The sequence below is a fragment of the Pseudomonas sp. ICMP 561 genome (genome assembly GCF_002699985.1).
Lineage (GTDB): Bacteria > Pseudomonadota > Gammaproteobacteria > Pseudomonadales > Pseudomonadaceae > Aquipseudomonas > Aquipseudomonas quasicaspiana.
The window spans coordinates 210,300-234,495 of the sequence record NZ_LKBT01000034.1 but is presented as its reverse complement, the minus strand read 5'-3'; the positions used below and the strand labels follow the sequence as shown (position 1 = coordinate 234,495).

Sequence of the window (24,196 nt, the reverse complement as noted above, 5' to 3'; positions counted from 1 at the left end):
CAACCGCGGGTTTCGGTCATCAGCGTTTTCTCATCTGACGGGTCATGCGCCAAGCCTGCAAAAACACTTTCGAGGATCGTTGACGACCTATGAAACGTTTAGCTGATGTGAAGATTTCCACGCTTGATCTAGTACCCGTACGCCACGACTCAGGTCCTGCTCAGTCCCTGCGCAACTCGCTTGATCTGGCACAACACGTCGAAAAATTGGGCTACAACCGCTTCTGGGTGGCCGAACACCACAACATGGATGGCATCGCCAGTTCAGCGACTTCGGTGCTGCTTGGCTATCTGGCGGGCGGCACATCGACCATTCGCGTCGGTGCCGGCGGCATCATGCTGCCCAACCATGCGCCACTGGTGATCGCCGAACAGTTCGGCACCCTGGCAAGTCTGTATCCGGGCCGGATCGATCTGGGTCTGGGTCGCGCACCGGGTTCCGATCAAATGACCGCCCGGGCCTTGCGCCGGGAGCGCTCTGGCAGTGCTGATGACTTCCCCGAAGATGTGGCTGAGCTGATGGCCTACCTTGGCCCACGTACACCCGATCAGCGAGTCATCGCCGTTCCGGGCACTGGCACCAATGTGCCGATCTGGTTACTGGGCTCAAGTCTGTTCAGTGCCCAACTGGCCGGGCAACGCGGGTTGCCTTATGCATTCGCGTCGCACTTCGCGCCGCGCTACATGCATGAAGCCATCCGGGTTTATCGTAATCACTTCGAGCCTTCAGCGGTGCTCGACAAGCCCTACGTGATGCTCGGTGTGCCGTTGGTGGCTGCCGATACCGACGAGCATGCAGAGTATCTGGCGACATCGCTGTATCAGCGGATTCTTTCACTGATGCGCGGCCAGACACTGATGCAGAAGCCGCCCGTGAAAAGCATGGAAGGGCTGTGGTTGCCTCATGAACGTGAAGCGGTGAGCGATTTCCTCGGCCTGGCGATGGTCGGCAGCAAGGAAAAAATCCGGGCACGGCTGGATGTCTTGCTGGAGCAGACAGACGCTGATGAACTGATCTTCACCTGCGACATGTATGAGCATGAAGATCGCTTGCGCTCGTATGAAATTCTGGCTGAGGCTCGAGGTTGATTCTTGTTGGAGCGAGGCTTGCCCGCGAAGAACGATAACGCGGTGTGCCTAGGCATATGTACGGGATAATTCGCGGGCAAGCCTCGCTCCAACGGAACTGAGCAGACACAAAAAAACCGACTTCAACGAGTCGGTTTTTTTGTATCTGCAATCTGATCAGCCGCGCTGATACACGATTTCCTTGGCGCCGCCTTCACAGCTGCCGACAACTTTCTTGTCGGTCACGCTGCCTTTGTCGACGACTTCAAGCGTGTAGGACGAAGCGCCTTTAGCCTGCAGCTTTGCGTCAATTTCAGCTTTCAACTCTTCGCACGGTTTGCCAGCCGCCAGGGTGGTCCCGGCGATGCTCAACAAACCTACCGCCAATAGAAACTTCTTCATTGGTCAAACTCCTTCGTCAGGCCAAATCAGGTCATTTACAGGGCAAACGACCTGAAAGAATTAACCACGCCGACGATTGTTCGCAACAGCGGGCTCTATCTGTGTAGCGGAGGATATGGCAATCAGCCAGTGCGAAAGTTCAGCAACGATCAGCTGTTGGCAATCCGAAAGCCTACTTTCAGAGTGACCTGGAAGTGCGCAACCTTGCCATCTTCAATATGACCACGAGTCTCAGTCACTTCGAACCATTCCAGATGCTTGATGCTCTTGCTGGCCTCGGCCAACGCGTTGTTGATCGCGTCTTCGATGGTGGTGGTTGACGAGCCAACCAGCTCGACCTTCTTGTAAGTGTGATGATCAGTCATGGCAGTTCTCCTAAAGGTCATTACGAGCGCAGCAGTGGGCACGCTCCCTACCTCTGTGGGGAAAAGCGACATAAAAGTTCAGCATTTTGCAAAAACCCAAACGCACTTTCTGAAAAGCCTGTAGTCGGAAACAACACACGCCACTCACCATCGCAGGAGAAACATCATGGCTAGCACTTCACTACGTAAAGCCTCGCTTCAAAGCATGGAAGCGGAAATCGAAAGTCTGTTGAAATCACTTGAAGGCTTGAAATCCGACGCGTCGGACGAGTCGCGCAAGACCCTCAAAAATTTGAAAGCCAACGCTGAAAGCGCGCTGAGCCACTCGCGCAGCCTGTTGAGCGATGTCTATGAAGACGTGAAAGTCAAAACCCGTGAAACCAGCGTTGCTACCCGCGACTACGCGCAAGAGCATCCTTGGACTACCGCCGGTGTTGCAGTGGGCGCGGTTGGCCTGCTGGCTGCCTACCTGCTGTTCAAACGCGGCAACTGATTAAAGTCTAATCAGCTCAGGGCCTTCCCGAACGTTTCAGCTCATTTTTTAACCAGTTGGCTAATGATTGAGCGCGCCCGTCAGCGGCACGTTTGGGAACCCAGAGCGCCAGTTGCGCCGGGGTTTCGCTGAAACCCCATGGCGCAACCAGGCGACCAGCCCGCAGGTCATCAGCCACCAGCGGCTCTGGCGCAATCGCTACACCAAGGCCAGCCACGGCCGCCTCCAGCAAATAATACAAATGCTCAAAACCCTGCCCATATTGCAGCGCCTTCGGGTCGATGCCGTTTTGTTCTGCCCAACTGGGCCAGGCCTGCGGCCGTGATGTGGTTTGCAGAAGAGTTTCTTTGAGTAACTCCTCAACCGGTGCCTGCTGCAGCTGTGCATAACGGGAGAAGTGCGGGCTTAGTACGGGGCCAATTCGCTCACTCGCCAACTCGAAAACCTGCATATCCGTCGGCCATGGCGGCTCGGCGAACACCAGCAGCGCGTCCAGCCCGGGACGGCGGGGATCCAGATCCCCTTCACCCGCTGACAAGTGCAGACGCAGATCCGGCAAGTCCGCATTCAGCCGTCCCAAACGAGGGATAAACCAGCGCGCCAGCAAGCTTCCGGAACAGCCCAATACAAACGGGGCGTCTTCGTTGCCCTGGCTGAGCTCGGCGCACACCGCACGCAGGCGGTCGAACGCATCGCCGCTGGCGTCTCGAAGGCGAATCCCTGCATCTGTGAGTTTAAGGCCACGTCCATCCTTGACGAACAAAGCGACGCCCAGTTGTTCTTCAAGCACTTTCAGTTGCCGACTCACTGCCCCGTGAGTCACATGCAGCTGTTCAGCCGCCTGACTGACGCTGTTCAAGCGTGCAGTGGCCTCAAAGGCTCGCAATGCGTTTAAGGGGGGAAGATCGCGGCTCATGGTATCTGTGAGTTTTCCTGACAGGTTGCAGAGATCTTATCGGTTTTCAGATGGGTTGGCGCTGGTTAAAGTGTGTCCATTGCCGATCCGGCTCACTCATTCGCTTATCGACCCTGGAGGTCACATGACCCAGACCAACTTCAGCAGCGGCCCAGACGCCAACGGCCTGTTCGGCTCATTCGGCGGCCGCTACGTTGCCGAAACCCTGATGCCATTGGTTCTCGACCTGAATCGCGAGTACGAAGCCGCGAAAGCCGACCCGGAATTTGTCGAGCAAATGACCTATTTCCAGCGTGATTACATCGGTCGTCCAAACCCTTTGTACTTCGCTGAGCGTCTGACCGAGTTCTGCGGCGGCGCAAAAATCTACTTCAAGCGCGAAGAACTGAATCACACCGGCGCGCACAAGATCAATAACTGCATCGGCCAGGTCCTGCTGGCCAAGCGCATGGGCAAAAAGCGCCTGATCGCCGAAACCGGCGCCGGCATGCACGGTGTGGCAACGGCGACTGTCGCTGCACGCTTTGGCCTGCCATGTGTGATCTACATGGGCGCCACCGATATCGAGCGCCAGCAAGCCAACGTATTCCGCATGAAGTTGCTGGGTGCTGAAATCGTCCCGGTCACCTCCGGTACCGGCACCCTGAAAGACGCGATGAACGAAGCTCTGCGTGACTGGGTCACCAACGTTGATGACACCTTCTACCTGATCGGCACCGTGGCAGGCCCACACCCGTACCCAGCGATGGTTCGTGACTTCCAGTCAGTCATCGGTAAGGAAACCAAGGTTCAGATGCAAGAGAAAGAAGGTCGTCTGCCAGATAGCCTGATCGCTTGCGTCGGTGGCGGCTCCAACGCCATGGGCCTGTTCCATCCATTCCTGGATGACAACAGCGTGGAAATCATCGGTGTCGAAGCCGGTGGTCATGGCGTCGAGACCGACAAGCATGCCGCCAGCCTCAACGGTGGTGTACCAGGCGTACTGCACGGTAACCGCACGTACTTGCTGCAGGATAACGATGGTCAGATCACTGACGCGCATTCGATCTCTGCCGGTCTGGACTACCCTGGCATTGGCCCGGAGCACGCTTACCTGCACGAAGTGAAGCGCGTCGAATACGTCAGCATCACCGACGAAGAAGCGCTGGAAGCCTTCCACCATTGCTGCCTGCTGGAAGGCATCATCCCGGCACTGGAAACCGCTCACGCCCTGGCCGAAGCCATGAAGCGCGCCACCAACCTGCGCGATGATCACCTGATGGTCGTATGCCTCTCGGGTCGCGGTGATAAAGACATGCAAACCGTCATGAACCACATGGCCGCCGCCGAACAGAATAAGGAGATGCTGGTATGAGCCGCCTCGAACAACGTTTCGCCCAGCTGAAAACCGAAGGCCGCGCGGCACTGGTGACCTTCGTCACCGCAGGCGATCCGGGTTATGACACCTCGCTCAAAGTGCTCAAGGGCCTGCCTGCAGCCGGTGCCGATGTCATCGAACTGGGCATGCCGTTCACCGACCCAATGGCCGATGGCGTGGCAATTCAACTTGCCACCCTGCGTGCTCTGGATGCCGGGCAGACGCTGCTGAAAACCCTGCAGATGGTCAGCGAGTTCCGCGTCGACGACCAAACCACGCCGATCGTGCTGATGGGTTACTACAACCCTATCCATCGTTATGGTGTGGAAAAATTCGTCGCCGCTGCCAGCGAAGCGGGCGTTGATGGCTTGATCATCGTCGACTTGCCACCCGAGCATGACGCCGAACTGGCGACGCCTGCTCAGGCTTCCGGCATCGACTTCATCCGCCTGACCACGCCGACCACCGACGATGCGCGTCTGCCGCGTGTTCTTGAGCGCAGCTCCGGCTTTGTCTATTACGTGTCGGTTGCGGGTGTGACCGGTGCAGGCTCGGCGACGATGGAGCACGTTGAAGGCGCAATCGAGCGTCTGCATCGCCACACCAGCCTGCCGATCTGTGTCGGTTTTGGCATTCGCACCCCGGAGCAGGCGGCAGCCATCGCTCGCCTCGCAGACGGTGTAGTGGTGGGTTCGGCACTGGTGGACAAGATCGCCAATGCCGCCTCGCCAGAGCAGGGCGTCGATGATGTGTTGAGCCTGTGTGCAGCCTTGGCTGAGGGCGTACGTAAAGCTCGTGTGAGCTGAAGGTAAAGTTCCTGATACAGAGGAATCAAAGCGCAAACACCTGTACTAAGTAGTCAGGCAAAGGGGTTCAGGGTTCATGCCTTGAACCCCTTTTTGCTGCATTGAATTCTTCAGGAGCAACACATGAAACTGCCGAACCGTTTGATTGCCGGGCTGGGTATCTTGATGATCAGCGCCAGTCCGCTGTTGCAAGCAGCGCCACAAGATCAGCGCGGCGGCCCTGACGATAACCGTCAAGGTCAGCAACAAGGTCCGGGTCCGCAGAGCAAAGGTGGTCATGAGCAGGGCAGGCAGGGTCAAAACCCGGGCCCTGGCAACGACAACCGTCCACAACAGCAGGCGCATCAGGACAACCGCGGCGGCAATCGTCCACCGGAAAATTTCGATAGCGTGCGTAATACCATCCAGCAGCACCGCGACGTGATCGGCCGTGGTCAGCCGCTGCCGCCGAACATTCATGTGGTCAAAGGTCGTCCGCTGCCACCCGGCTACGGTAAACGCCTGGACGCTCGCTCGCTGCAACACCTGCCTTATTACGATGGCTACGAATGGCGTCGCCTGGGTAGCGACGTGGTGCTGATCGCCGTGGGCACCGGGATTGTCTACGCGATTCTGGATGGTGTTTTGAATTAACAAAAAACCTGACTGTAGGAGTGAGCTTGCTCGCGATTGGGTGTCTTGGCCGACGAATTGATCGCCTGAACTGACGCCATCGCGAGCAAGCTCACTCCTACAGATCCAATGTCTACTGCAAGACAGCGCGGTGTCAGAGCCACAGGTTCTGATTTAGTTCGCATTAGCGCCTGAACATCCCCAGATTCAAAGGCCGAACCGCCCCCATCCAGATCGCATGCTCGGTATGATCCGCCAGCTCATCGCCAGTCAGCGGATGGGTAAACACCACCAGACCATTGCGGTTCAGCGCCAGCCACAGCATCACATCGGCAAACTGCTGATGATCAAATGCCAACTGGCAACTCCAGTCGGTATGCGGGCCAACCGGCCGCTCGTGAACCCTGCCCATCGCCAAGCCAAACTTCTCGACCGCCGCCTCACACAAGGCACGTGCCTGCTCGATAGTGTCAGCATCGAAGTAAACGTGGGCGTGATAACCCTGAATCTCTGACATGGGCGTAAGTGCTCCTTTCGACCAACTATTAAATGCACTCTATGTAGGAGCTGCCGAAGGCTGCGAAAGCGGTACTTCTGACACTCCGCCATCGCAGCCTTCGGCAGCTCCTACATATTCATTGCTTGCTGCGCAATAGCGCTGCCCCCTATTCAAACCGCAATCGACGGCAATGGCCTGCCCGTCAACGAAGTCCCGCTCTGTGCCTGCTCACTCGCCAGCCAATCCACAAACTGCTGAACGATCTGCACCCGCCGTTTACGTTGCGGCAGCACAACGTAATAGCCATAAGCGGAGACTGCTGTTGCATCCACAGGGCGACATAGCAAACCTTGATCGAGCAGGGCGTCCACGAGATGACGCCAGCCGATGGCGACGCCCTGGCCCGCAATGGCTGCCTGAATCAGCAAGGTGTAGTTGTCGAAGCGCAGCTGTCCGGGAGCAGGGGCCTGATGGATGTTCAAGGCTCGAAACACGCCGCCCCAATCAAACCAGTTGGCGCTGCCTTCGCCTCGCAAATGCAGCAGCGGGAATTCACGCAAGACGTCAGTGGGCAAGGGCGGCTCTCGTCCGGCCAGTAACTGCGGGCTGCACACAGGGAAGACTTCCTCGCTGAACAACCAGCGGCTCTCGCCCTGCTTGAAACGCCCATCTCCGAACAGGACGGCGACGTCGATATCGGCGCGCAGCATGCTGTGGCTGCGCTCGCTGGTGACGAGGCTGACGTCCACGTCCGGATGAGCTTCGTGAAAACGATGCAGGCGAGGCATCAGCCAGTAGGCGGCGAAAGCAAAATCAGTGGCGACCTGCAGCACTTCGTGTTGATGCTGATGGGTGATCGCGATCAAACCTGCGTCCATCGACTGCAAGCCGGTCTGCACATGGCTGAAGAGAATGTCGCCTGCATCTGTCAGCTCGATGCCACGGTAGATCCGGTCAAACAACCGGGTGGCCAGTTGTTCTTCCAGGCGTTTGATCTGCTGGCTCACGGCTGGCTGAGTAGTACCCAGCTCGATAGCTGCGGCTGTAAAACTGCGCAGGCGCGCGGCGGACTCAAATGCCCGCAGCAGATCCAGCGAGATATCACCGAGTGATTCAAACATAAGCTGTACTTATCCTAGGCATTGCCTTGCATGGGCTTTACCTTAAATCCCATGGGTCCCATCCTCATTCGCAGCACTTTCGCATAAATATTCACTATGGGATGCCGCGAAATACATGAAGCGCAAAAATATTCTTTTCATCATGGCCGATCAAATGGCCGCGCCGATGTTGCCGTTCTACGCCTCATCTCCCATCAAGATGCCCCATTTGAGCCGCCTCGCCGCTGAAGGTGTGGTGTTCGATGCCGCTTATTGCAACAGCCCACTGTGCGCGCCGTCGCGTTTCACGCTGGTCAGCGGTCAGTTGCCCAGCAAGATTGGCGCTTACGACAATGCCGCAGAATTCCCCGCCGACATCCCGACCTATGCTCATTACCTGCGCCGCCTGGGCTACAAGACTGCGCTGTCCGGCAAGATGCACTTCTGCGGGCCTGATCAGCTGCATGGCTACGAAGAGCGCCTGACCAGCGATATCTACCCCGCCGACTATGGCTGGTCCGTCAATTGGGACGCGCCGGATGTGCGTCCGACCTGGTATCACAACATGGCGTCGGTGCTGCAGGCTGGCCCATGCGTGCGTACCAACCAGTTGGATTTCGATGAAGAAGTGGTCTTCAAAGCCCAGCAATACCTGTTCGATCACGTGCGCAACGACGGCGATCAACCGTTTTGCCTGACGGTATCCATGACCCACCCTCACGATCCGTACACCATCCCGAAACCGTTCTGGGACCTGTATAGCGACGACGAAATCCCGATGCCTCGTCATCAGCCGGATCAGGCCGATCAGGATCCGCATTCCCAACGCCTGATGAAAGTCTATGATCTCTGGGACAAGCCGTTACCCGAGGAGAAAATCCGCGATGCACGCCGTGCTTATTTCGGCGCGTGCAGCTACATCGACAGCAACGTCGGCAAGCTGATGCAGACGCTGGAAGACATCGGCCTGGCGGACGACACCATCATTGTGTTCTCCGGCGATCATGGCGACATGCTGGGCGAACGTGGTCTCTGGTACAAAATGCACTGGTTTGAAATGGCAGCTCGCGTACCGCTGCTGGTTTATGCGCCTGGTCATTACAAGGCCGGACGTGTTGGTGCCGCAGTTTCCACAGCTGATTTGCTGCCAACATTTGTCGCGATGGCTGAAGGGGAACTGGTGGATGGCCTGCCACTGGACGGTCAATCACTGATGCCGCATCTTCTTGGCGAGGGAGGTCATGACGAAGTGTTTGGCGAGTACATGGCCGAGGGCACTAACAGCCCGCTGATGATGATCCGGCGCGGCGCCTACAAATTCATTTATTCGGAGCAGGACCCATGCCTGCTGTTCGATGTCCATAACGATCCACAGGAGCTGGAAGAGCTGAGCCAGTCGGACACTCACCAGCAACTGTTTACTGAATTCCTGGCTGAAGCACGGGCCAAGTGGGATATACCGGCGATACACCACCAGGTGCTCGCCAGCCAGCGCAGAAGGCGCTTTGTCGCTGAATCGCTGGCACTCGGCAAGCTGAAGAGTTGGGATCACCAGCCGCTGGTAGACGCCAGTCAGCAGTACATGCGCAACCATATTGATCTGGACGATCTGGAGCGCAAGGCACGTTATCCACAACCTTGACCCTGCCAAAAAATCAAAAAACTAGGGGAAGTTAATGAAGACGTTATCCAAAACACTCGTGATTGGGGTCATGGCATTGAGCAGCCTTGCGGTACAGGCTGCCGAGCAAAGTTGCAGCACGGTCAGAATGGCCGATCCGGGCTGGAGCGACATTGCTGCAACCAACGCCATTGCCGGCTTCCTGCTGGACGGGATGGGCTACAAGGCCAAGGTCGACACCCTGGCGGTGCCGATCGCCTACGGCGGCCTCAAGGATGGCAAGCTGGACGTCTTCCTCGGCAACTGGATGCCCGCGCAGCAGGGTTTCTATGACAAGTTCGTCGCAACCGGGGATGTCACCCAACTGGCGAAGAACCTGGACGGCACCGAATTCACCCTGGCCGTACCGGATTACGTCTGGGACGCGGGTGTGCATAACTTTGCCGACCTGAACAAATTCGCCGACAAGTTCGAGAAGAAGGTTTACGGAATTGGCTCCGGCGCGCCCGCCAACCTGTCGATTCAGAAAATCATCAAGGAAAACGAATTCGATCTGGGCAGCTGGAAGCTCGTCGAGTCCAGTGAGCAAGCAATGTTGGCGGAAGTGAATCGCCGGGTGAAAAAAGACCAGTTTGTGGTGTTCCTCGGCTGGACGCCGCACCCGATGAACGTACAGATCAAAGGCCTGCATTACCTCAAAGGCGGCGAGAAATACTTCGGCGACACCGGCACCGTGCACACCCTGACCCGTAAAGGTTACGCCGAAGCATGCCCGAATGTAGGCAAACTGCTGACCAACCTGACGTTCACTCAGGAGATGGAAAACAGCATCATGGCCGACGTGACCAATAACAAAGTCACCAATGCTGCCGCAGCCAAAGCCTGGATCAAAGCCAACCCGGCCGTGCTGGATAAATGGCTGGATGGCGTGAAGACCATCGATGACAAAGATGCACTGGCGGCGGTGAAGGCGAAGCTCTAATAATCCAAGGTCTGCGCAAATCCGTAGGACCGGCTTTAGCCGGGAGGGCGTCGAAACATTCACCAGACCTTCTTCGCCAGAAGTACCGCTCTCCCGGCTAAAGCCGGTCCTACGGGGTGGCAGGCCACCATAGAATCTCCCACAGAGGACAGCTCCAACAACTGTTGTACCCTAACCCCTCCGCAATCCTTCAAAGAGCGTTTCATGGGTTGGCTAAATCGCCATAAATTCCTGCCGTTTCTTGCCTGGCTCCCCCGACAGACTCGTGCCACCGTGGGTCGTGATGCGATAGTAGGGTTGAGCGGGGCGATTCTGGCCTTGCCGCAATCCATCGCTTACGCCCTGATCGCCGGCCTGCCTGCCGAGTACGGTTTATACGCGGCGATAGTGCCGGTCATGATCGCCTGTTTGTGGGGTTCGTCCTGGCATCTGATCTGCGGGCCAACGGCGGCAATTTCAGTCGTGCTCTACGCCAGTATCAGCCCGCTGGCGGTCCCCGCCAGTCAGGATTACATCACCCTGATTCTATTGCTGACGTTCATTGCCGGGCTGTTCCAGCTATTGCTCGGCATGGTGCGTTTCGGCGCGCTGGTGAACTTCGTCTCACATTCGGTAGTGCTCGGGTTCACCCTGGGAGCTGCCGTAGTCATTGCCCTGGGGCAGATGCCCAACCTGATCGGCATCGATTTACCCAGCCAGACCACAGCGCTGAAAAGCCTGATTGCGGTGCTGGAACATCGGGGCGAGCTGGACACGCCGTCACTCATTCTGGGTTTACTGACTCTGGTGCTCGGCATAGTGCTGAAGCTGCTGGTACCGCGCTGGCCAACATTGTTGATCACCCTGATTGCCTCCAGTCTGCTGGTCTGGCTGTGGCCTGCGATGTTCGGCCATGTGCGAGTGGTTTCCGCATTCGTCGGCCATCTACCGCCGTTGAGCCCGCTGCCGCTGGATCCGGAACTGATCCTCAAACTGCTGCCCTCCGCCGTGGCGGTGGGCATGCTCGGGCTGGTTAACAGCCTGTCGATTTCGCGCTCGCTGTCCACCCGCTCTCAGCAATTGATCGACGCCAATCAGGAAGTCCGCGCCCAAGGGCTGTCGAACATGGGTGGCAGCCTGTTCTCGGGCTTTCTGTCAGCAGGTTCGTTTACGCGTTCGGCACTGAGTTTTGAAGCGGGCGCCAACTCACCCTTGGCCGGCATATTTTCCGCGTTGTGGGTGGCGCTATTTGCCGTCGCCGGAGCATCGTTGATCGCGCACATTCCGATTCCGGCCATGGCGGCTTCAATTCTGCTGATTTGTTGGGGGCTGGTGGACCGGCGGGGTATTCGTGCCTTGTACCGGGTCAGTCGCTCCGAGTTTCTGGTCATGGCGCTGACCTGCGTCGCGACGTTGCTCCTTGAGCTGCAAACCGCGATTTATGCGGGGGTGCTGGCGTCGTTGTTCTTCTACCTCAAGCGCACCTCACAGCCAGTTGTGCAGCAGTGGCGCGACGGCGACGAAGACATCATGCGCGTGGGCGGCTCGATCTTTTTTGGTGCCAGCCACTATTTGCAGACAAGACTGCAGCGCACTGAAGGCAAACACGTTGTCATTGAGGCGCAGCACATCAACTTCATCGATTACTCCGGCGTCGAAATGCTTCATCAGGAAGCCCGACGCTTGCGTGATCAAGGCCGAACCCTGACGTTGCGTCGGGCCAGGCCGCAGGTGATCGAAGAATTGCGCAAGCTGGAAGGGGAAAAATGCCCGATCCGGTTCGAAGATTAGGCGGCGAGTTGCCTGCGCAATTCGGCCAGCACTGGCGCTGAATCCGGTCGCACGCCCCGCCATAGAAGAAAGGCTTCTGCCGCTTGTTCAACCAGCATGCCCAAGCCATCCACGGATTGCGCTGCGCCGTTCTCGGCGGCCCAACGGCAGAAAGCCGTAGGCTCGCTGTCGTACATCATGTCGTAGCAGAAGGTTTTACCGGGCTCGATCAGGCTCGGGGAAATTGGCGGAAGCTCTCCGGCCAGGCTCGCGGAGGTTGCGTTGATGATCACGTCAACGGACTCTTCCAGCCAATCGAAGCCGCTCGCAAACACCGGCCCCAGATCAGCGAATTGCTGGGCCAACAGCTCGGCTTTTTCTACGGTTCGATTAGCGATCACCAATACCGACGGACGATCGGCCAACAGGGGCTCTAGCGCACCGCGCACTGCGCCACCTGCACCGAGCAGCAATATGCGTTTGCCGCGAAGGCTTACGCCACAGTTAACCGTCAGATCCCGCACCAGCCCCGCGCCATCCGTGTTATCGCCCAACAGGGTGCCGTCAGCCAGCTTGCTCAAGGTGTTGACCGCGCCTGCACGCCGGGCGCGTTCGGTCAGGCTGTCGACCATGCGATAAGCCTGCTCCTTGAACGGCACCGTCACGTTGGCTCCACGGCCTTCGCTGAAGAAAGCCATCGCGAATGCCGTGAAGTCATCCAGCGGCGCGAGAGCCGTGCGGTAATCCAACTGCTGACCGGTCTGCTCGGCGAACAGGCCATGAATAAGCGGTGACTTGCTATGACCGATGGGGTTGCCGAAGACGGCGTAGTGATCCATTGGGTTTCCTGTTTAATTTCAGACTGTGCCTCGGTAGGAGCGAACTTGTTCGCGAAGCGGTGTACCTGACACAACGCCTCGCGAACAAGTTCGCTCCTACCGAGACCTCGCTCACCGCTAAATAACTGTCAACCCAACGCCAACCAGTCCCGATCCTGCAGGAAATACTCGGTCAGGCGCGCTTCTTCGCTGCCTGGCACCGCTTTCCAGTCATAACCCCAACGCACTTGCGGCGGCAGCGACATGAGGATCGACTCGGTACGTCCGCCCGATTGCAGACCGAACAGCGTACCGCGGTCGTAAACGAGGTTGAACTCCACATAGCGCCCGCGACGGAATTCCTGAAACTCGCGTTGCTGCGCGGTATAAGCGTCTGCTTTGCGACGACGCACGATGGGCAGATAAGCGTCGATAAAGGCATCGCCAATCGCGCGCATGAAGGCAAAGCTGGTGTCGAAATCCCACTGGTTCAGATCGTCAAAGAACAAGCCGCCGACACCGCGTGGCTCGTTGCGATGCTTGAGGTGGAAGTAACTGTCGCACCACGCCTTGTAGCGAGGATAGACGTCAGCACCAAACGGCGCACACGCTTGCTCGGCAACCCGGTGCCAATGCACACAGTCTTCTTCAACGCCGTAGTAAGGCGTCAGATCGAAACCACCGCCGAACCACCAGACCGCTTCCTCGCCTTCTTTTTCTGCGATGAAAAAACGTACGTTAGCGTGAGACGTCGGCACATGCGGGTTGTGCGGATGGATCACCAGCGACACGCCCAGCGCCTCGAAACCACGTCCGGCCAGCTCAGGCCGATGGGCACTGGCAGAAGGCGGCAGGCTGGTGCCGAACACATGAGAGAAGTTGACGCCGCCTTTCTCGATCATCGCGCCATTCTCGGCAACCCGCGTACGCCCACCGCCACCTGCGGGGCGAGTCCAGGCGTCTTCAAAGAAACGGGCATCACCGTCTTCCTGTTCCAGAGCGGTACAGATCCGGTCTTGCAGATCGAGCAGATAGGCTTTGACGGCCTCAGTGCGGCTAGAAGACATGGCGACCTCTTAAACTGACTTCAGACGGCTGAGCACCCGGACTTCAAGGGCGGCAGCGAAATTGGCGCGTAGCATAACACCCGCTGGCAATCGACCGCAGTTGACGAAGCGCAAACGAAGGAGTCCGATAGAGCGCTTTCATATTCCTGTTTCGATTGATCATGGAGAGAACAAATGGCAAAGCGTATCCAGTTCAGCACGACCGGTGGCCCGGAAGTTCTTGAGTATGTGGACTTCGAACCGGCCCAGCCTGGCCCGCAACAGGTACGTGTGCGCAACAAGGCCATCGGCCTGAACTTCATTGAGACCTACTTCCGCAGCGGCCTGTATCCAGTACCGTCCTTTCCGTCAGGGCTGGGCAACGAAGGCGCGGGCATCGTCGATGCCGTGGGCAGCGAGGTCAGCCGCTTCAAAGTCGGCGACCGCGTGGCATACGGCACTGGTCCGCTCGGTAGCTACAGCGATTTGCATACTTTGCCGGAAGCCAATCTGGTGCATTTGCCAGAAGCGATCAGCTTTGAGCAGGCCGCTGCAATCATGCTCAAGGGCCTGACCGTGCAGTATCTGCTGCGTCAGACCTACGTCGTCAAACCGGGTGAAACGATCCTGTTTCACGCCGCAGCCGGTGGCGTAGGCTCCCTGGCCTGCCAATGGGCCAAGGCGCTGGGCGCGAAGCTGATCGGCACTGTCAGTTCCGCCGAGAAAGCCGCTCATGCCAAAGCGCTGGGTGCCTGGGAAGTGATCGATTACAGCAAGGACGATGTGGCGAAACGCGTGCTGGAATTGACCGACGGCCAGAAATGCCCGGTGGTTTATGACGGCGTTGGGCAGGACACCTGGACCACTTCGCTGGATTGCGTTGCCCCGCGCGGCCTGTTGGTCAGTTTCGGAAATGCATCCGGGCCGGTTGCAGGCGTGAACCTGGGGATTCTGGCGAGCAAAGGTTCATTGTACGTAACGCGCCCAACCCTCGGCAGCTACGCCAACACGCCACAGAACCTGCAAAGCATGGCCGACGAACTGTTCGACATGCTCGCCAGCGGCAAGATCAAGGTGGATAACATCCAGCAATTTGCCCTCAAGGATGCAGGCAAAGCGCAGATCGAACTGTCGGGCCGCCGCACCACTGGCTCAACTATCTTGATTCCTTGAGCGATTAAGGCCTGATTCGTAGGACCGGCTTTAGCCGGGAGGGGCCTGTAGATTCAAAGCATTTTTGTCTACAGGAACACCGCTCTCCCGGCTAAAGCCGGTCCTACGCAATGAACTGCGTTACCCCGCTCGGACGATTTCCGCCGTAGCGATATCGCGAATCACGCTCGGGTTACGGCGGCCACCCAGGCTGCCGCTGAGCACGCCGTCGATCTGCCCACGGAAATACTGCTCGACCCTCAGACGTGAGCGGGCAGCAGGGCGGCCCGCCGGGTTGGCCGAGGTAGAAATCAGCGGCCCGACCAATGCACACAGCTCACGCACCGTTGGGTGATCGCTGACGCGCAGCGCCACCGTCTCGTGAACACCCGTAATCCATTGAGGCAAGAGGTTCTGGTGAGGCACCAGCCACGTGTTGGGGCCGGGCCAGGTGCTGGCCATACGATCAATCCACAGCTCCGGGAAATCTTCGAACAGGAAGTCGAACTGACGAATGTTGTCAGCGATCAGAATCAGCCCTTTCTCCACAGGCCGCGATTTGATCGCCAGCAGACGGTAAACCGCTTCTTCATCCCACGGGTCACACCCCAGCCCCCACACCGCTTCGGTTGGATAGGCAATGACCGCACCGGCACGAATATCTCGGGCGGCTTGTTGCACTCGCCAACTGCTGACCATTTTCACTCTCCACTCAAACATTGTCGGCAGTTTAACCTCAGGCTGCGCGCGCAAACCATCGTCCTGCTTCACAGGTAATGCGTCCGTCCAGCTCCAGTTCGGTCAACGCAGCGAGCACTTTCGGCAACGCCCAGCCAATCGAGTGCGCCAACGCTTCACTGGTGTGTGGCGCTGCATGCAGCAAAGCCAAAAGCGGATGGTCGATAGCGACTTCGGTTGTCTGCACTGTTTCAGTGGGTGCCACCACCTGCCAGCCACGCAAAGCTTCGAGAATGTGATGCACCGTCTCGACCAGTACTGCGCCATCGCGAATCAACTGATGACAGCCACGCGCGCCGGGGTGATGAATCGAACCCGGGATGGCATACACCTCGCGGCCCTGTTCGGCAGCCAAACGGGCCGTGATCAGTGAACCGCTGGCAACACTGGCCTCGACCACCAGCACACCCAGGGACAAGCCACTGATGATTCGGTTGCGACGCGGGAAGTTGCTGGCCGTCGGACCTGCGTCCAGCGGGAACTCGGAAACCACTGCACTTCCTTCGGCAATCATCCGCGCCGCCAACGCTCGATGGCGCTGTGGATAAAGTTTTTCGATGCCAGTGCCGAGGACGCCGATTGTAGAGCCGCCGACGTCCAGAGCGGCCTGATGCGCCGCGCCATCGATGCCCAACGCCAGACCGCTGGTGATGACAAATCCGGCACCCGCAAGACTTTTGGAAAAGGCTGCCGCCGTATCCAGTCCCGGACGTGAAGCGCGTCGGCTACCGACCATGCCCAACTGCGGTCGGTCGAGAATCGAAGCGTTACCTGCGACAAACAGAAGAGGAGGTGGATCCGGGATTTCCGCCAGCAATGCCGGATAGTGCGGATCGTCCCACATCAGCAAATGCTGGTCCGGACGCTCTAACCAGACCAGTGCGGCACTGGCACCATCGCGCACATCCGGATCACGCCGAGCCTCGGCGCACGCCGTCGGCAACCCCAGAGAACGCCATGCGCTGGCCGGTGCACTGAGTGCAGCAGACGCGCTGCCGAACGCATTGATCAACTTGAAGAATCGCTTTGGCCCCACCTCCGGCAAGCGATGCAGGCGCAAACGCGCTTCCTGTTCGGCAGGCGAAGGGGCAGCTTTTTCAAACAGCGGCATAAGATCTTCCTTGATCTGCAGCGCACCAAAATTGGTGGCCAATCCTGTGGATAACTCTGTTAACAACAATTTGATAACTGGTGAAGCAACGACAAGAATCTGTATTAATTCTGCAACATGACGCTAAGGATTTCTGACCTTGTCCATCACCGCCAGGGAACGGTTGGCGTTCAGAACCAGCCCGTAGCTGAGTTTGTCGTAGGTACGGAAAATCATCAGAAGACCAGATCGTTCGTCAGGAATTTTGACTTGTTCACCGGTGATGCGATCTCGGACAGTCTCGCCCGTCTTGTAGATCGCCAGCACGCTGCCTTCGATCAGGCCGTCGCGTTTACCTCGATCCACAGTGACCACATCCATGACGCCGATCTGATTCACACCACGTGGAACGTCGATGATCAGGCCGTTGATCGGATTAGCCGGCTCGCTTGGCAGGAAGCTGGAGTTGATTGCCCGCTCTTCGCTGGCGAACAATCGATCGCCCAGGCGCACTTCCTGATTCGAGCGTTGCAGCATCAACGTAGAGATATCACCTTCGGTCGCGATAATTTCGCCTCCGCCGATCTCGTCAGCGTTAATCCCCAGTACTTCCTGAGTGACCGGATCGGTGTAGGTTTTGCCTTGGCGGAAGATGCCGTAAACCGAATGCGCAGGGTCCAGAGCACCTCGGGCATAGATACGGTCGCCGATCCCGCTCAGTACCCGCTCGGCATTGCCAGCCACGATGTACGGCGCTCTGTCGAATTGCTCGGGAGTGTCTACAATGCGGTTGCTGAGCAGAAAGGCATTGATTGCGCCCAAGGGAATACTCGGCACCGCTTCGATCATCGGCGTACTGCGCACCTGCGGTGACAGCTTGACGGTGCCGCGAGATGCGCCGCGATTGAGGGTGACGCGGGGCTGTCCGTCCACATAACTCAGCGTCAAGGTATCGCCGGGATAGATCAGATCAGGGTCATGGACCTGCGGGTTGGCGCGCCAGATTTCCTGCCATTTCCAGGGCTCGCTGAGAAACTTGCCTGAAATGTCCCAAAGCGTGTCACCGGCAACGACGGTATAACGCTGGGGATGGCCTTCCCTGAGTTGCACTTGCGCCTGCACAAGACCGGTCGCGGCCAACAGCAGCAGGGCGAGTAGTGATTTCCTCATGCAGTGAATCCCTTTATCATGTTGCTTCGCGTGAACATAGAGTCCTATCCGGCTCGGTGTGAAAATGGTTGCCCCGCTTGAACGTCCAAAGCCTAGCAGCCGATTTTGACTTTACCCTACAAGTGCAGCTCTTACGTATATGGCTATTCTAAACATCCTCGAGTTTCCCGATTCGCGCCTGCGCACCATCGCCAAGCCGGTGGCCGTAGTAGACGCCGACATTCGTCAGTTGGTCGATGACATGTTTGAAACCATGTATGAGGCGCCAGGTATCGGGCTGGCTGCAACCCAGGTCAACGTCCATAAGCGTGTCGTGGTCATGGACCTCAGCGAAGACCGCAGCGAGCCTCGGGTTTTCATCAACCCCGAGATCGAAATGCTGACCGACGAAATGGATCAGTATCAGGAAGGCTGCCTCTCGGTGCCTGGCTTCTACGAAAACGTGGATCGGCCGCAAAAGGTGCGTATCAAGGCACTGGACCGTGACGGCAAGGCTTACGAAGAAATCGCCGAAGGCCTGCTTGCTGTGTGTATCCAGCATGAGTGCGATCACCTGAACGGCAAGCTGTTCGTCGATTACCTGTCCAACCTCAAGCGCGACCGGATCAAGAAAAAGCTCGAAAAACTGCACAAGCAGAACGCTTGATTCAGTAACGACCACAACCTCGTAGGACCGGCTTTAGCCGGGAGGGCATTCTACGGCTCGCGGCTAAAGCCGCTCCTACGAAAGATCTCGCAGCGCAGAGCGCCCATCCCGCCCCCATCCTTTCCCAACGAGAAGCCCATGACTGAGCCACTGCGCATCGTCTTCGCCGGCACCCCAGAGTTCGCCGCTGAACACCTCAAGGCCTTGCTCGACAGCCCTCACCAGATCATCGCGGTCTACACCCAGCCTGATCGCCCGGCCGGTCGTGGACAAAAGCTGATGCCGAGCCCGGTCAAGCAACTGGCTGTGCAACATGATATTCCGGTGCTGCAACCGCCAACCCTGCGCGATGCCGCGGCCCAGGCCGAACTGGCTGCGCTCAAGCCTGACTTGCTGGTGGTGGTCGCTTACGGTCTGATCCTCCCGCAAGTGGTGCTGGATATCCCGCGTCTGGGCTGCATCAACAGCCACGCATCGCTGCTGCCACGCTGGCGTGGTGCGGCGCCGATTCAACGCGCCGTAGAAGCAGGCGATGCCGAAAGCGGCGTCACGGTCATGCGCATGGAACTGGGCCTGGACACCGGCCCGATGCTGCTCAAGGCCGTCACGCCCATCACCGCAGAAGACACCGGGGGCTCTTTGCATGACCGCTTGGCTGAACTGGGCCCGCCTGCTGTATTGCAAGCGATTGCCGGTCTGGCCGATGGCACACTGATCGGTGAGGTGCAGGATGACAGCCTCGCCACTTACGCTCACAAGCTCAACAAGGACGAAGCGCGTATCGACTGGACCCGTCCGGCCGAAGAGCTGGAGCGTCTGGTTCGTGCTTTCAATCCATGGCCGATCTGCCACAGCACGCTGAACGGCGAAGCCCTGAAAGTCCTCGCAGCGAGCCTCGTTGAAGGGCAGGGTCAGCCGGGCGTCATTCTCGAAGCAAGCAAGGACGGTCTGATTGTCGCGTGTGGCCAGGGCGCGCTGCGTCTGACTCGCCTGCAATTGCCCGGCGGCAAGCCTCTGAATTTCACTGACCTGTTCAACAGCCGTCGCGAGAAGTTCGCCATTGGCGCCGTGCTGGGCCAACAATTGGTAACGGCGCAATGAACCCGCGTCTGGCCGCCGCCAAGGCACTGGCCGCTGTGCTCAGCGGCAAAGCTTCGCTCAACAGTTCGCTGCCGACGCAGATGGACAAGGTCGAAGTTCGTGATCGCGGCCTGACTCAGGATCTGGCGTTCGGCACCGCCCGCTGGCAACCACGTCTTTCTGCGCTGGCGGCAAAACTGTTGCAAAAGCCTTTCAAGGCGGCTGATGCCGACGTCGAGGCGTTGCTGCTGGTGGGTTTGTATCAACTTCTGTATTCGCGTATTCCGGCTCATGCCGCCATCGGCGAAACCGTGGGCTGTGCTGACAAACTGAAAAAGCCCTGGGCCAAGGCGCTGCTCAACGCCGTGCTGCGTCGTGCCCAGCGTGAAAGCGAAGCTCTGTTGGCCGAGCTGGAACATGATCCGGTGGTGCGTACATCGCACCCACGCTGGCTGCAAAAAGCGTTGAAAGCCGCCTGGCCGGAACAGTGGGAAGCCATCTGCGCCGCCAACAACGCGCATCCGCCGATGATTCTGCGGGTCAATCGTCGGCACAACAGCCGCGATCAATACCTCGAACTGCTGGCCAAGGCCGACATTGAAGCAGTCGGCTGTACGTTCAGTCAGGACGGTATTCTGCTGACCGAGCCTTGCGATGTACGCAGCCTGCCGGGCTTCGCCGAAGGCTGGATCAGCGTGCAGGACGAAGCTGCGCAACTGGCTGCCGATCTGTTGGAGCTGGCTCCGGGCCAACGGGTGCTGGACGCCTGTTGCGCCCCTGGCGGTAAAACCTGTCACTTGCTGGAAGTGCAGCCTGCGCTGGCAGGCGTAGTGGCGGTGGATCTGGAGGCCAAGCGTCTCGTACGGGTGCGCGAAAACCTGGAGCGCCTTGGTCTGAGTGCCGAACTGATCGCTGCCGATGCCCGGGAAACCGCGCAATGGTGGGACGGCAAGCCGTTCCAGCGCATCCTGCTCGATGCGCCGTGCTCGGCAACCGGCGTGATCCGTCGTCATCCCGACATCAAGCTGACCCGTCAGGCTGATGACATCCCGGCCTTGGCAACGCTGCAGGGCGAGTTGCTCGATGCCCTTTGGCCAACCCTGCAAGTCGGAGGCATTCTGCTTTACGCTACCTGCTCGACACTGCCCATGGAGAACACCGAAGTCATCGAGGCGTTTCTGGCCCGTACCTCCGGCGCTCGCGAGCTGGACATCGCCGGTCAGCTCGGCCAGCAACCACCGGGACTGAAACAGCCACACGGTCGCCAGTTGCTCGCGCAGGAAGGCGGGCATGACGGGTTCTATTACGCCAAACTGATCAAGATCGCTGCTTGATCCGCGACGTTGACACAATCCGTAGGAGCGGCTTTAGCCGCGAGGTGGCACTTACATCCGCCGCACTTCTGTAATCTGGAATGCAGCCCTCCCGGCTAAAGCCGGTCCTACGGGTTATGCGTAAACCGCTTCAAGGAGCAACTGATTGAAAATCATCATCCTCGGCGCAGGGCAGGTTGGCGGTACGCTGGCTGAGCACCTCGCCAGCGAAGCCAACGACATCACCGTGGTCGACACCGATGGCGACCGGTTGCGTGATCTGGGCGATCGTCTGGATATTCGCACGGTGCAGGGCCGTGGCTCGTTCCCGACCGTACTCCGTCAGGCCGGTGCAGATGACGCTGACATGCTGGTGGCAGTGACCAACAGCGACGAAACCAACATGGTTGCCTGCCAGGTCGCCTACACGCTGTTCCACACGCCCACCAAGATTGCTCGAGTGCGGGAAGCGGCCTATCTGACCCGTGCAGGTCTGTTCGACAACGATGCCATTCCCGTTGACGTGCTGATCAGCCCCGAGCAGGTCGTCACCAACTACATCAAGCGTCTGATCGAATACCCCGGCTCACTGCAGGTGATCGATTTTGCAGGCGGCAAAGCACAACTGGTTGCAGTGAAAGCCTATTACGGCGGACCGCTGGTCGGTCAGCAACTGCGCCAGTTGCGTGAACACATGCCCAATGTCGACATGCGTGTGGCGGCTATTTTCCGTCGTGATCGGCCGATCCTGCCGCAAGGCGACACGGTCATCGAAGCGGACGATGAGGTATTCTTCATCGCCGCCAAGGCAGACATTCGTGCCGTCATGAGCGAGATGCGCCGTCTGGACGAGAACTACAAACGCATCGTCATTGCGGGCGGAGGGCATATCGGCGAGCGCCTGGCGGAAGCCATCGAAAGCCGTTATCAGGTCAAAATCATCGAGATGAATCCTGCACGCTGCCGTCACCTCTCGGAGTCGCTGAACAGCACGGTAGTGCTGCAAGGCAGCGCATCAGACCGTGATCTCCTGCTGGAAGAGAACATCGCCAACACCGATCTGTTCCTGGCCCTGACCAACGACGACGAAGCCAACATCATGTCTTCGCTACTGGCCAAGCGCATGGGCGCGCGTAAGGTGATAACCATCATCAACAACGCGGCGTATGTCGATCTGGTGCAGGGCGGCGAAATCGATATCGCGGTCAGCCCGCAACTGGCAACCATCGGCACCTTGCTGGCCCACGTGCGCCGCGGCGATATCGTCAGCGTGCATTCACTGCGTCGCGGCGCTGCAGAGGCCATCGAAGTGGTTGCTCACGGCGACACCAAGTCCAGTAAGGTCATCGGCAAAGCCATCAAGGACATCGCGCTGCCGTCGGGCACCACAATTGGCGCGATCATCCGTGCCGACGAAGTACTTATCGCCCACGACGCGACCGTGATCGAAACCGGCGACCACGTGATCATGTTTCTTGTGGATAAAAAGTACATCCGCGATGTGGAGCGGCTGTTCCAGGTGGGGTTGAGCTTTTTTTAAGCAGGTACACAGCCCCGGTAGGAGCGAACTTGTTCGCGAGCAATAGTGCTGTGCAATCAGGAATATCGTCTCGCGAACAAGTTCGCTCCTACCGTTATTGCATCTAGCCCATCAATACCAGCGAGCCTCTCCGGCAGGGCGCTTCTTGAAGCGCTTCATGGTCCACATGTACTGGCTTGGATACGCCCGCACATATTTCTCAACCACCTGACTCATGGCCGCCGCCGACGTTGCAGTGTCGGTGCTGTACATGGCCTCGGGCGCAGCTTCCAGCACCACTTTGTAACCCGAACCGTCTGGCAGGCGCATGGCATGCAGGAACACGCCGACCGCCTTTCCACCGGCCAGCATGTTGGGCACAAACTTGCTGGTCAGGGCCGTGGTGGCAAAAAACGGCACGAAGATCCCTGCTGATTCTGCTGGCTCGGGATCGGCCGGAATACCCACCGAGCCGCCTTTGCGCACTTCCTTGATAACGCTGAGAATGCCTTCCTTGGTGGAGGCCGCCACGCGGTTACCCAGTTGCACGCGCTGTTTGCGCAGCAGGTCATCGACCGCCTTGAGCTTGGGCGGGCGGTAGAAAATGATCGGTTTGCACTGGCTGCAGTAGAAGTGGTTCAACACTTCCCAGTTGCCCAGGTGACTGGTGATGCCGACGACGCCCTTGCCGGACGCCAGGGCATCCTTGAGCACATCGAGGCCTTCGACTTCGCGCACCAGATCGATGGATTTCTGAGCAGGCCAGATCCAGGCGCAAGCGCTTTCCGTGAGGGTCTTGCCGATATCCATCAAGCTACGACCGACCAGACGCTCGCGCTCGGCAGGGTCCATTTCCGGAAAGCATTTAGCCAGGTTGATGCGCGCGACCTCACGCGAACGGTTCGGCAGTTTCCACATCAACCAGCCAATACCCGCACCCACCCACTGCACAACGCGCCAGGGCAACAAGGCAAACAGTCGCAACGCGCCCACCATAAGGGCACCTTTAAACTTTTCCACAGATCACTCCCCAAAACTCAAGGCGGCCATTGTAACCGTCAGCGGACCAAATCCGCGTATCGATCACAATCCACGGTGTGGTCCATGACCATCCCGCTCGACTGCATGTAGGCATAACAGATGGTCGGCCCGACAAAGGTAAACCCGGCTTTTTTCAACGCTTTGCTCATGGCCTCGGCCTCTGGCGTGATGGCCGGGACTTCACTGCGGTCCTTGCGGTGGTTGATCTTCCGTTCACCGCCCACAAACGACCAGAGGAATTCCACCGGGTCGTCCAGCTTCAACCAGGCCTGCGCATTGCGCCGGGCGGCATTGAGCTTGAGACGGTTACGGATGATGCCTGGCTCCTGCATCAGGACTTCGATATCAGCGTCGGTCATCGCGGCGATTCGATGCACATCAAAACCGAACATCACCTCGCGATAGCGCGCGCGCTTTTTCAAAACGGTGATCCATGAAAGACCGGCCTGGAACCCTTCGAGCAAAAGCAACTCGAAGAGCTTCTGCGCGTCGCGCAACGGCACGCCCCACTCGTGATCGTGATAATCGATGTAAATCGGCTCTTCGTTGCACCAATAGCAGCGTGGCATAGGGCTTCCAAGGGTGGAGGTGCTGCTGAATCGGGTATACTCCCG

25 protein-coding genes are annotated in these 24,196 nt (G+C 58.5%); 13 read left to right on the top strand and 12 right to left on the bottom strand.

Annotated elements, in window-relative coordinates:
- The first annotated feature begins 89 nt into the window (after positions 1–89).
- Positions 90–1,088, top strand: a complete 999-nt coding sequence (locus AO242_RS20960) for an LLM class flavin-dependent oxidoreductase (RefSeq protein WP_099270217.1) — start codon at positions 90–92, stop codon at positions 1,086–1,088.
- Between the two features lie 156 nt (positions 1,089–1,244).
- Here the strand turns inward: AO242_RS20960 and AO242_RS20955 are convergent, their stop codons facing one another.
- Positions 1,245–1,469 carry a DUF1161 domain-containing protein gene (locus tag AO242_RS20955; RefSeq protein WP_027901547.1) on the bottom strand — a complete coding sequence of 75 codons (225 nt, stop codon included), beginning with the start codon at positions 1,467–1,469 and terminating at the stop codon, positions 1,245–1,247.
- A gap of 149 nt (positions 1,470–1,618) precedes the next feature.
- Positions 1,619–1,834, bottom strand: coding sequence for a dodecin (locus AO242_RS20950; protein ID WP_099270216.1), 216 nt, complete (start codon positions 1,832–1,834; stop codon positions 1,619–1,621).
- Between the two features lie 166 nt (positions 1,835–2,000).
- Here AO242_RS20950 and AO242_RS20945 point away from each other — a divergent pair, with 166 nt between their 5' ends.
- Positions 2,001–2,327 carry a DUF883 family protein gene (locus AO242_RS20945; RefSeq protein ID WP_027901549.1) on the top strand — a complete coding sequence of 109 codons (327 nt, stop codon included), beginning with the start codon at positions 2,001–2,003 and terminating at the stop codon, positions 2,325–2,327.
- 16 nt (positions 2,328–2,343) lie between these two features.
- Here AO242_RS20945 and AO242_RS20940 read toward each other — a convergent pair whose 3' ends face one another.
- Positions 2,344–3,243, bottom strand: a complete 900-nt coding sequence (locus AO242_RS20940; RefSeq protein WP_099270215.1) for a LysR family transcriptional regulator — start codon at positions 3,241–3,243, stop codon at positions 2,344–2,346.
- A 124-nt stretch (positions 3,244–3,367) separates the two neighbouring features.
- On the opposite strand from AO242_RS20940, the gene trpB reads away from it, so the two are divergent.
- The 3 genes from trpB (at position 3,368) to AO242_RS20925 (ending at position 6,039) form a co-directional block, all read left to right on the top strand.
- On the top strand, positions 3,368–4,597 hold the full coding sequence (trpB, locus tag AO242_RS20935; RefSeq protein WP_027901551.1) for a tryptophan synthase subunit beta: 1,230 nt from the start codon (positions 3,368–3,370) through the stop codon (positions 4,595–4,597).
- Entirely contained in the window at positions 4,594–5,406 is an 813-nt protein-coding gene (trpA, locus tag AO242_RS20930) for a tryptophan synthase subunit alpha (RefSeq protein ID WP_027901552.1), read from the top strand. The genes trpB and trpA overlap by 4 nt, the downstream gene beginning before the upstream one ends.
- A 123-nt stretch (positions 5,407–5,529) precedes the next feature.
- Positions 5,530–6,039 carry an anti-virulence regulator CigR family protein gene (locus tag AO242_RS20925; protein ID WP_099270214.1) on the top strand — a complete coding sequence of 170 codons (510 nt, stop codon included), beginning with the start codon at positions 5,530–5,532 and terminating at the stop codon, positions 6,037–6,039.
- Between the two features lie 163 nt (positions 6,040–6,202).
- Here AO242_RS20925 and AO242_RS20920 read toward each other — a convergent pair whose 3' ends face one another.
- Together AO242_RS20920 and AO242_RS20915 are read right to left on the bottom strand one after the other, a co-directional pair.
- Positions 6,203–6,535, bottom strand: a complete 333-nt coding sequence (locus AO242_RS20920; protein ID WP_027901554.1) for a DOPA 4,5-dioxygenase family protein — start codon at positions 6,533–6,535, stop codon at positions 6,203–6,205.
- A gap of 152 nt (positions 6,536–6,687) precedes the next feature.
- Positions 6,688–7,638: a choline sulfate utilization transcriptional regulator gene (locus AO242_RS20915; protein WP_099270213.1), complete on the bottom strand. Its 951-nt coding sequence runs from the start codon at positions 7,636–7,638 to the stop codon at positions 6,688–6,690.
- A 115-nt stretch (positions 7,639–7,753) separates the two neighbouring features.
- Here AO242_RS20915 and betC point away from each other — a divergent pair, with 115 nt between their 5' ends.
- The 3 genes from betC (at position 7,754) to AO242_RS20900 (ending at position 11,990) form a co-directional block, all read left to right on the top strand.
- A complete protein-coding gene (betC, locus tag AO242_RS20910) occupies positions 7,754–9,259 on the top strand; it encodes a choline-sulfatase (protein WP_099270212.1) in 1,506 nt (501 codons plus the stop codon).
- A 34-nt stretch (positions 9,260–9,293) separates the two neighbouring features.
- Entirely contained in the window at positions 9,294–10,220 is a 927-nt protein-coding gene (gene choX / locus AO242_RS20905) for a choline ABC transporter substrate-binding protein (RefSeq protein ID WP_027901557.1), read from the top strand.
- A gap of 204 nt (positions 10,221–10,424) precedes the next feature.
- A complete protein-coding gene (locus AO242_RS20900; protein ID WP_099270211.1) occupies positions 10,425–11,990 on the top strand; it encodes a SulP family inorganic anion transporter in 1,566 nt (521 codons plus the stop codon).
- Here the strand turns inward: AO242_RS20900 and aroE are convergent.
- Positions 11,987–12,808, bottom strand: coding sequence for a shikimate dehydrogenase (gene aroE / locus AO242_RS20895; protein ID WP_099270210.1), 822 nt, complete (start codon positions 12,806–12,808; stop codon positions 11,987–11,989). The genes AO242_RS20900 and aroE overlap by 4 nt on opposite strands.
- Positions 12,809–12,936: 128 nt before the next feature.
- Positions 12,937–13,854, bottom strand: a complete 918-nt coding sequence (hemF, locus tag AO242_RS20890; protein WP_099270209.1) for an oxygen-dependent coproporphyrinogen oxidase — start codon at positions 13,852–13,854, stop codon at positions 12,937–12,939.
- 174 nt (positions 13,855–14,028) lie between these two features.
- Here hemF and AO242_RS20885 point away from each other — a divergent pair, with 174 nt between their 5' ends.
- Positions 14,029–15,006, top strand: a complete 978-nt coding sequence (locus tag AO242_RS20885) for an NADPH:quinone reductase (RefSeq protein ID WP_099270208.1) — start codon at positions 14,029–14,031, stop codon at positions 15,004–15,006.
- Positions 15,007–15,126: 120 nt separating this feature from the next.
- Here the strand turns inward: AO242_RS20885 and AO242_RS20880 are convergent, their stop codons facing one another.
- The 3 genes from AO242_RS20880 to AO242_RS20870 form a co-directional block, all read right to left on the bottom strand.
- A complete protein-coding gene (locus tag AO242_RS20880; RefSeq protein WP_099270207.1) occupies positions 15,127–15,684 on the bottom strand; it encodes an L-threonylcarbamoyladenylate synthase in 558 nt (185 codons plus the stop codon).
- A 37-nt stretch (positions 15,685–15,721) separates the two neighbouring features.
- Positions 15,722–16,834, bottom strand: a complete 1,113-nt coding sequence (gene dprA, locus AO242_RS20875; RefSeq protein WP_099270206.1) for a DNA-processing protein DprA — start codon at positions 16,832–16,834, stop codon at positions 15,722–15,724.
- Positions 16,835–16,957: 123 nt separating this feature from the next.
- On the bottom strand, positions 16,958–17,983 hold the full coding sequence (locus AO242_RS20870) for a LysM peptidoglycan-binding domain-containing protein (protein ID WP_027901564.1): 1,026 nt from the start codon (positions 17,981–17,983) through the stop codon (positions 16,958–16,960).
- Positions 17,984–18,122: 139 nt separating this feature from the next.
- On the opposite strand from AO242_RS20870, the gene def reads away from it, so the two are divergent.
- The 4 genes from def (at position 18,123) to trkA (ending at position 22,562) form a co-directional block, all read left to right on the top strand.
- Positions 18,123–18,629 (top strand): peptide deformylase, encoded by a 507-nt coding sequence (gene def, locus AO242_RS20865; RefSeq protein ID WP_027901565.1) that lies wholly within the window; start codon positions 18,123–18,125, stop codon positions 18,627–18,629.
- Positions 18,630–18,767: 138 nt separating this feature from the next.
- Positions 18,768–19,730 (top strand): methionyl-tRNA formyltransferase, encoded by a 963-nt coding sequence (fmt, locus tag AO242_RS20860; protein ID WP_099270205.1) that lies wholly within the window; start codon positions 18,768–18,770, stop codon positions 19,728–19,730.
- A complete protein-coding gene (rsmB, locus tag AO242_RS20855) occupies positions 19,727–21,043 on the top strand; it encodes a 16S rRNA (cytosine(967)-C(5))-methyltransferase RsmB (RefSeq protein ID WP_027901567.1) in 1,317 nt (438 codons plus the stop codon). The genes fmt and rsmB overlap by 4 nt, the downstream gene beginning before the upstream one ends.
- A 145-nt stretch (positions 21,044–21,188) precedes the next feature.
- Positions 21,189–22,562, top strand: coding sequence for a Trk system potassium transporter TrkA (trkA, locus tag AO242_RS20850; RefSeq protein ID WP_027901568.1), 1,374 nt, complete (start codon positions 21,189–21,191; stop codon positions 22,560–22,562).
- Between the two features lie 111 nt (positions 22,563–22,673).
- Here trkA and AO242_RS20845 read toward each other — a convergent pair whose 3' ends face one another.
- A complete protein-coding gene (locus tag AO242_RS20845; protein WP_087269473.1) occupies positions 22,674–23,561 on the bottom strand; it encodes a lysophospholipid acyltransferase in 888 nt (295 codons plus the stop codon).
- Positions 23,562–23,599: 38 nt separating this feature from the next.
- Positions 23,600–24,151 carry a DNA-3-methyladenine glycosylase I gene (locus tag AO242_RS20840; protein WP_027901570.1) on the bottom strand — a complete coding sequence of 184 codons (552 nt, stop codon included), beginning with the start codon at positions 24,149–24,151 and terminating at the stop codon, positions 23,600–23,602.
- Positions 24,152–24,196: the final 45 nt, after the last annotated feature.

What these genes read in the sequence shown, in the direction of transcription:
- def (WP_027901565.1), top strand. Translation starts at nt 18,123, where the DNA reads ATGGCTATTCTAAACATCCTCGAGTTTCCCGATTCGCGCCTGCGCACC.
- AO242_RS20900 (WP_099270211.1), top strand. Translation starts at nt 10,425, where the DNA reads ATGGGTTGGCTAAATCGCCATAAATTCCTGCCGTTTCTTGCCTGGCTC.
- AO242_RS20915 (WP_099270213.1), bottom strand. Translation starts at nt 7,638, where the DNA reads ATGTTTGAATCACTCGGTGATATCTCGCTGGATCTGCTGCGGGCATTT.
- AO242_RS20840 (WP_027901570.1), bottom strand. Translation starts at nt 24,151, where the DNA reads ATGCCACGCTGCTATTGGTGCAACGAAGAGCCGATTTACATCGATTAT.
- AO242_RS20955 (WP_027901547.1), bottom strand. Translation starts at nt 1,469, where the DNA reads ATGAAGAAGTTTCTATTGGCGGTAGGTTTGTTGAGCATCGCCGGGACC.
- AO242_RS20940 (WP_099270215.1), bottom strand. Translation starts at nt 3,243, where the DNA reads ATGAGCCGCGATCTTCCCCCCTTAAACGCATTGCGAGCCTTTGAGGCC.
- AO242_RS20885 (WP_099270208.1), top strand. Translation starts at nt 14,029, where the DNA reads ATGGCAAAGCGTATCCAGTTCAGCACGACCGGTGGCCCGGAAGTTCTT.
- dprA (WP_099270206.1), bottom strand. Translation starts at nt 16,834, where the DNA reads ATGCCGCTGTTTGAAAAAGCTGCCCCTTCGCCTGCCGAACAGGAAGCG.
- AO242_RS20960 (WP_099270217.1), top strand. Translation starts at nt 90, where the DNA reads ATGAAACGTTTAGCTGATGTGAAGATTTCCACGCTTGATCTAGTACCC.
- AO242_RS20945 (WP_027901549.1), top strand. Translation starts at nt 2,001, where the DNA reads ATGGCTAGCACTTCACTACGTAAAGCCTCGCTTCAAAGCATGGAAGCG.
- trpA (WP_027901552.1), top strand. Translation starts at nt 4,594, where the DNA reads ATGAGCCGCCTCGAACAACGTTTCGCCCAGCTGAAAACCGAAGGCCGC.
- AO242_RS20920 (WP_027901554.1), bottom strand. Translation starts at nt 6,535, where the DNA reads ATGTCAGAGATTCAGGGTTATCACGCCCACGTTTACTTCGATGCTGAC.
- hemF (WP_099270209.1), bottom strand. Translation starts at nt 13,854, where the DNA reads ATGTCTTCTAGCCGCACTGAGGCCGTCAAAGCCTATCTGCTCGATCTG.
- aroE (WP_099270210.1), bottom strand. Translation starts at nt 12,808, where the DNA reads ATGGATCACTACGCCGTCTTCGGCAACCCCATCGGTCATAGCAAGTCA.
- choX (WP_027901557.1), top strand. Translation starts at nt 9,294, where the DNA reads ATGAAGACGTTATCCAAAACACTCGTGATTGGGGTCATGGCATTGAGC.
- betC (WP_099270212.1), top strand. Translation starts at nt 7,754, where the DNA reads ATGAAGCGCAAAAATATTCTTTTCATCATGGCCGATCAAATGGCCGCG.
- fmt (WP_099270205.1), top strand. Translation starts at nt 18,768, where the DNA reads ATGACTGAGCCACTGCGCATCGTCTTCGCCGGCACCCCAGAGTTCGCC.
- AO242_RS20880 (WP_099270207.1), bottom strand. Translation starts at nt 15,684, where the DNA reads ATGGTCAGCAGTTGGCGAGTGCAACAAGCCGCCCGAGATATTCGTGCC.
- AO242_RS20925 (WP_099270214.1), top strand. Translation starts at nt 5,530, where the DNA reads ATGAAACTGCCGAACCGTTTGATTGCCGGGCTGGGTATCTTGATGATC.
- AO242_RS20870 (WP_027901564.1), bottom strand. Translation starts at nt 17,983, where the DNA reads ATGAGGAAATCACTACTCGCCCTGCTGCTGTTGGCCGCGACCGGTCTT.
- AO242_RS20950 (WP_099270216.1), bottom strand. Translation starts at nt 1,834, where the DNA reads ATGACTGATCATCACACTTACAAGAAGGTCGAGCTGGTTGGCTCGTCA.
- rsmB (WP_027901567.1), top strand. Translation starts at nt 19,727, where the DNA reads ATGAACCCGCGTCTGGCCGCCGCCAAGGCACTGGCCGCTGTGCTCAGC.
- trpB (WP_027901551.1), top strand. Translation starts at nt 3,368, where the DNA reads ATGACCCAGACCAACTTCAGCAGCGGCCCAGACGCCAACGGCCTGTTC.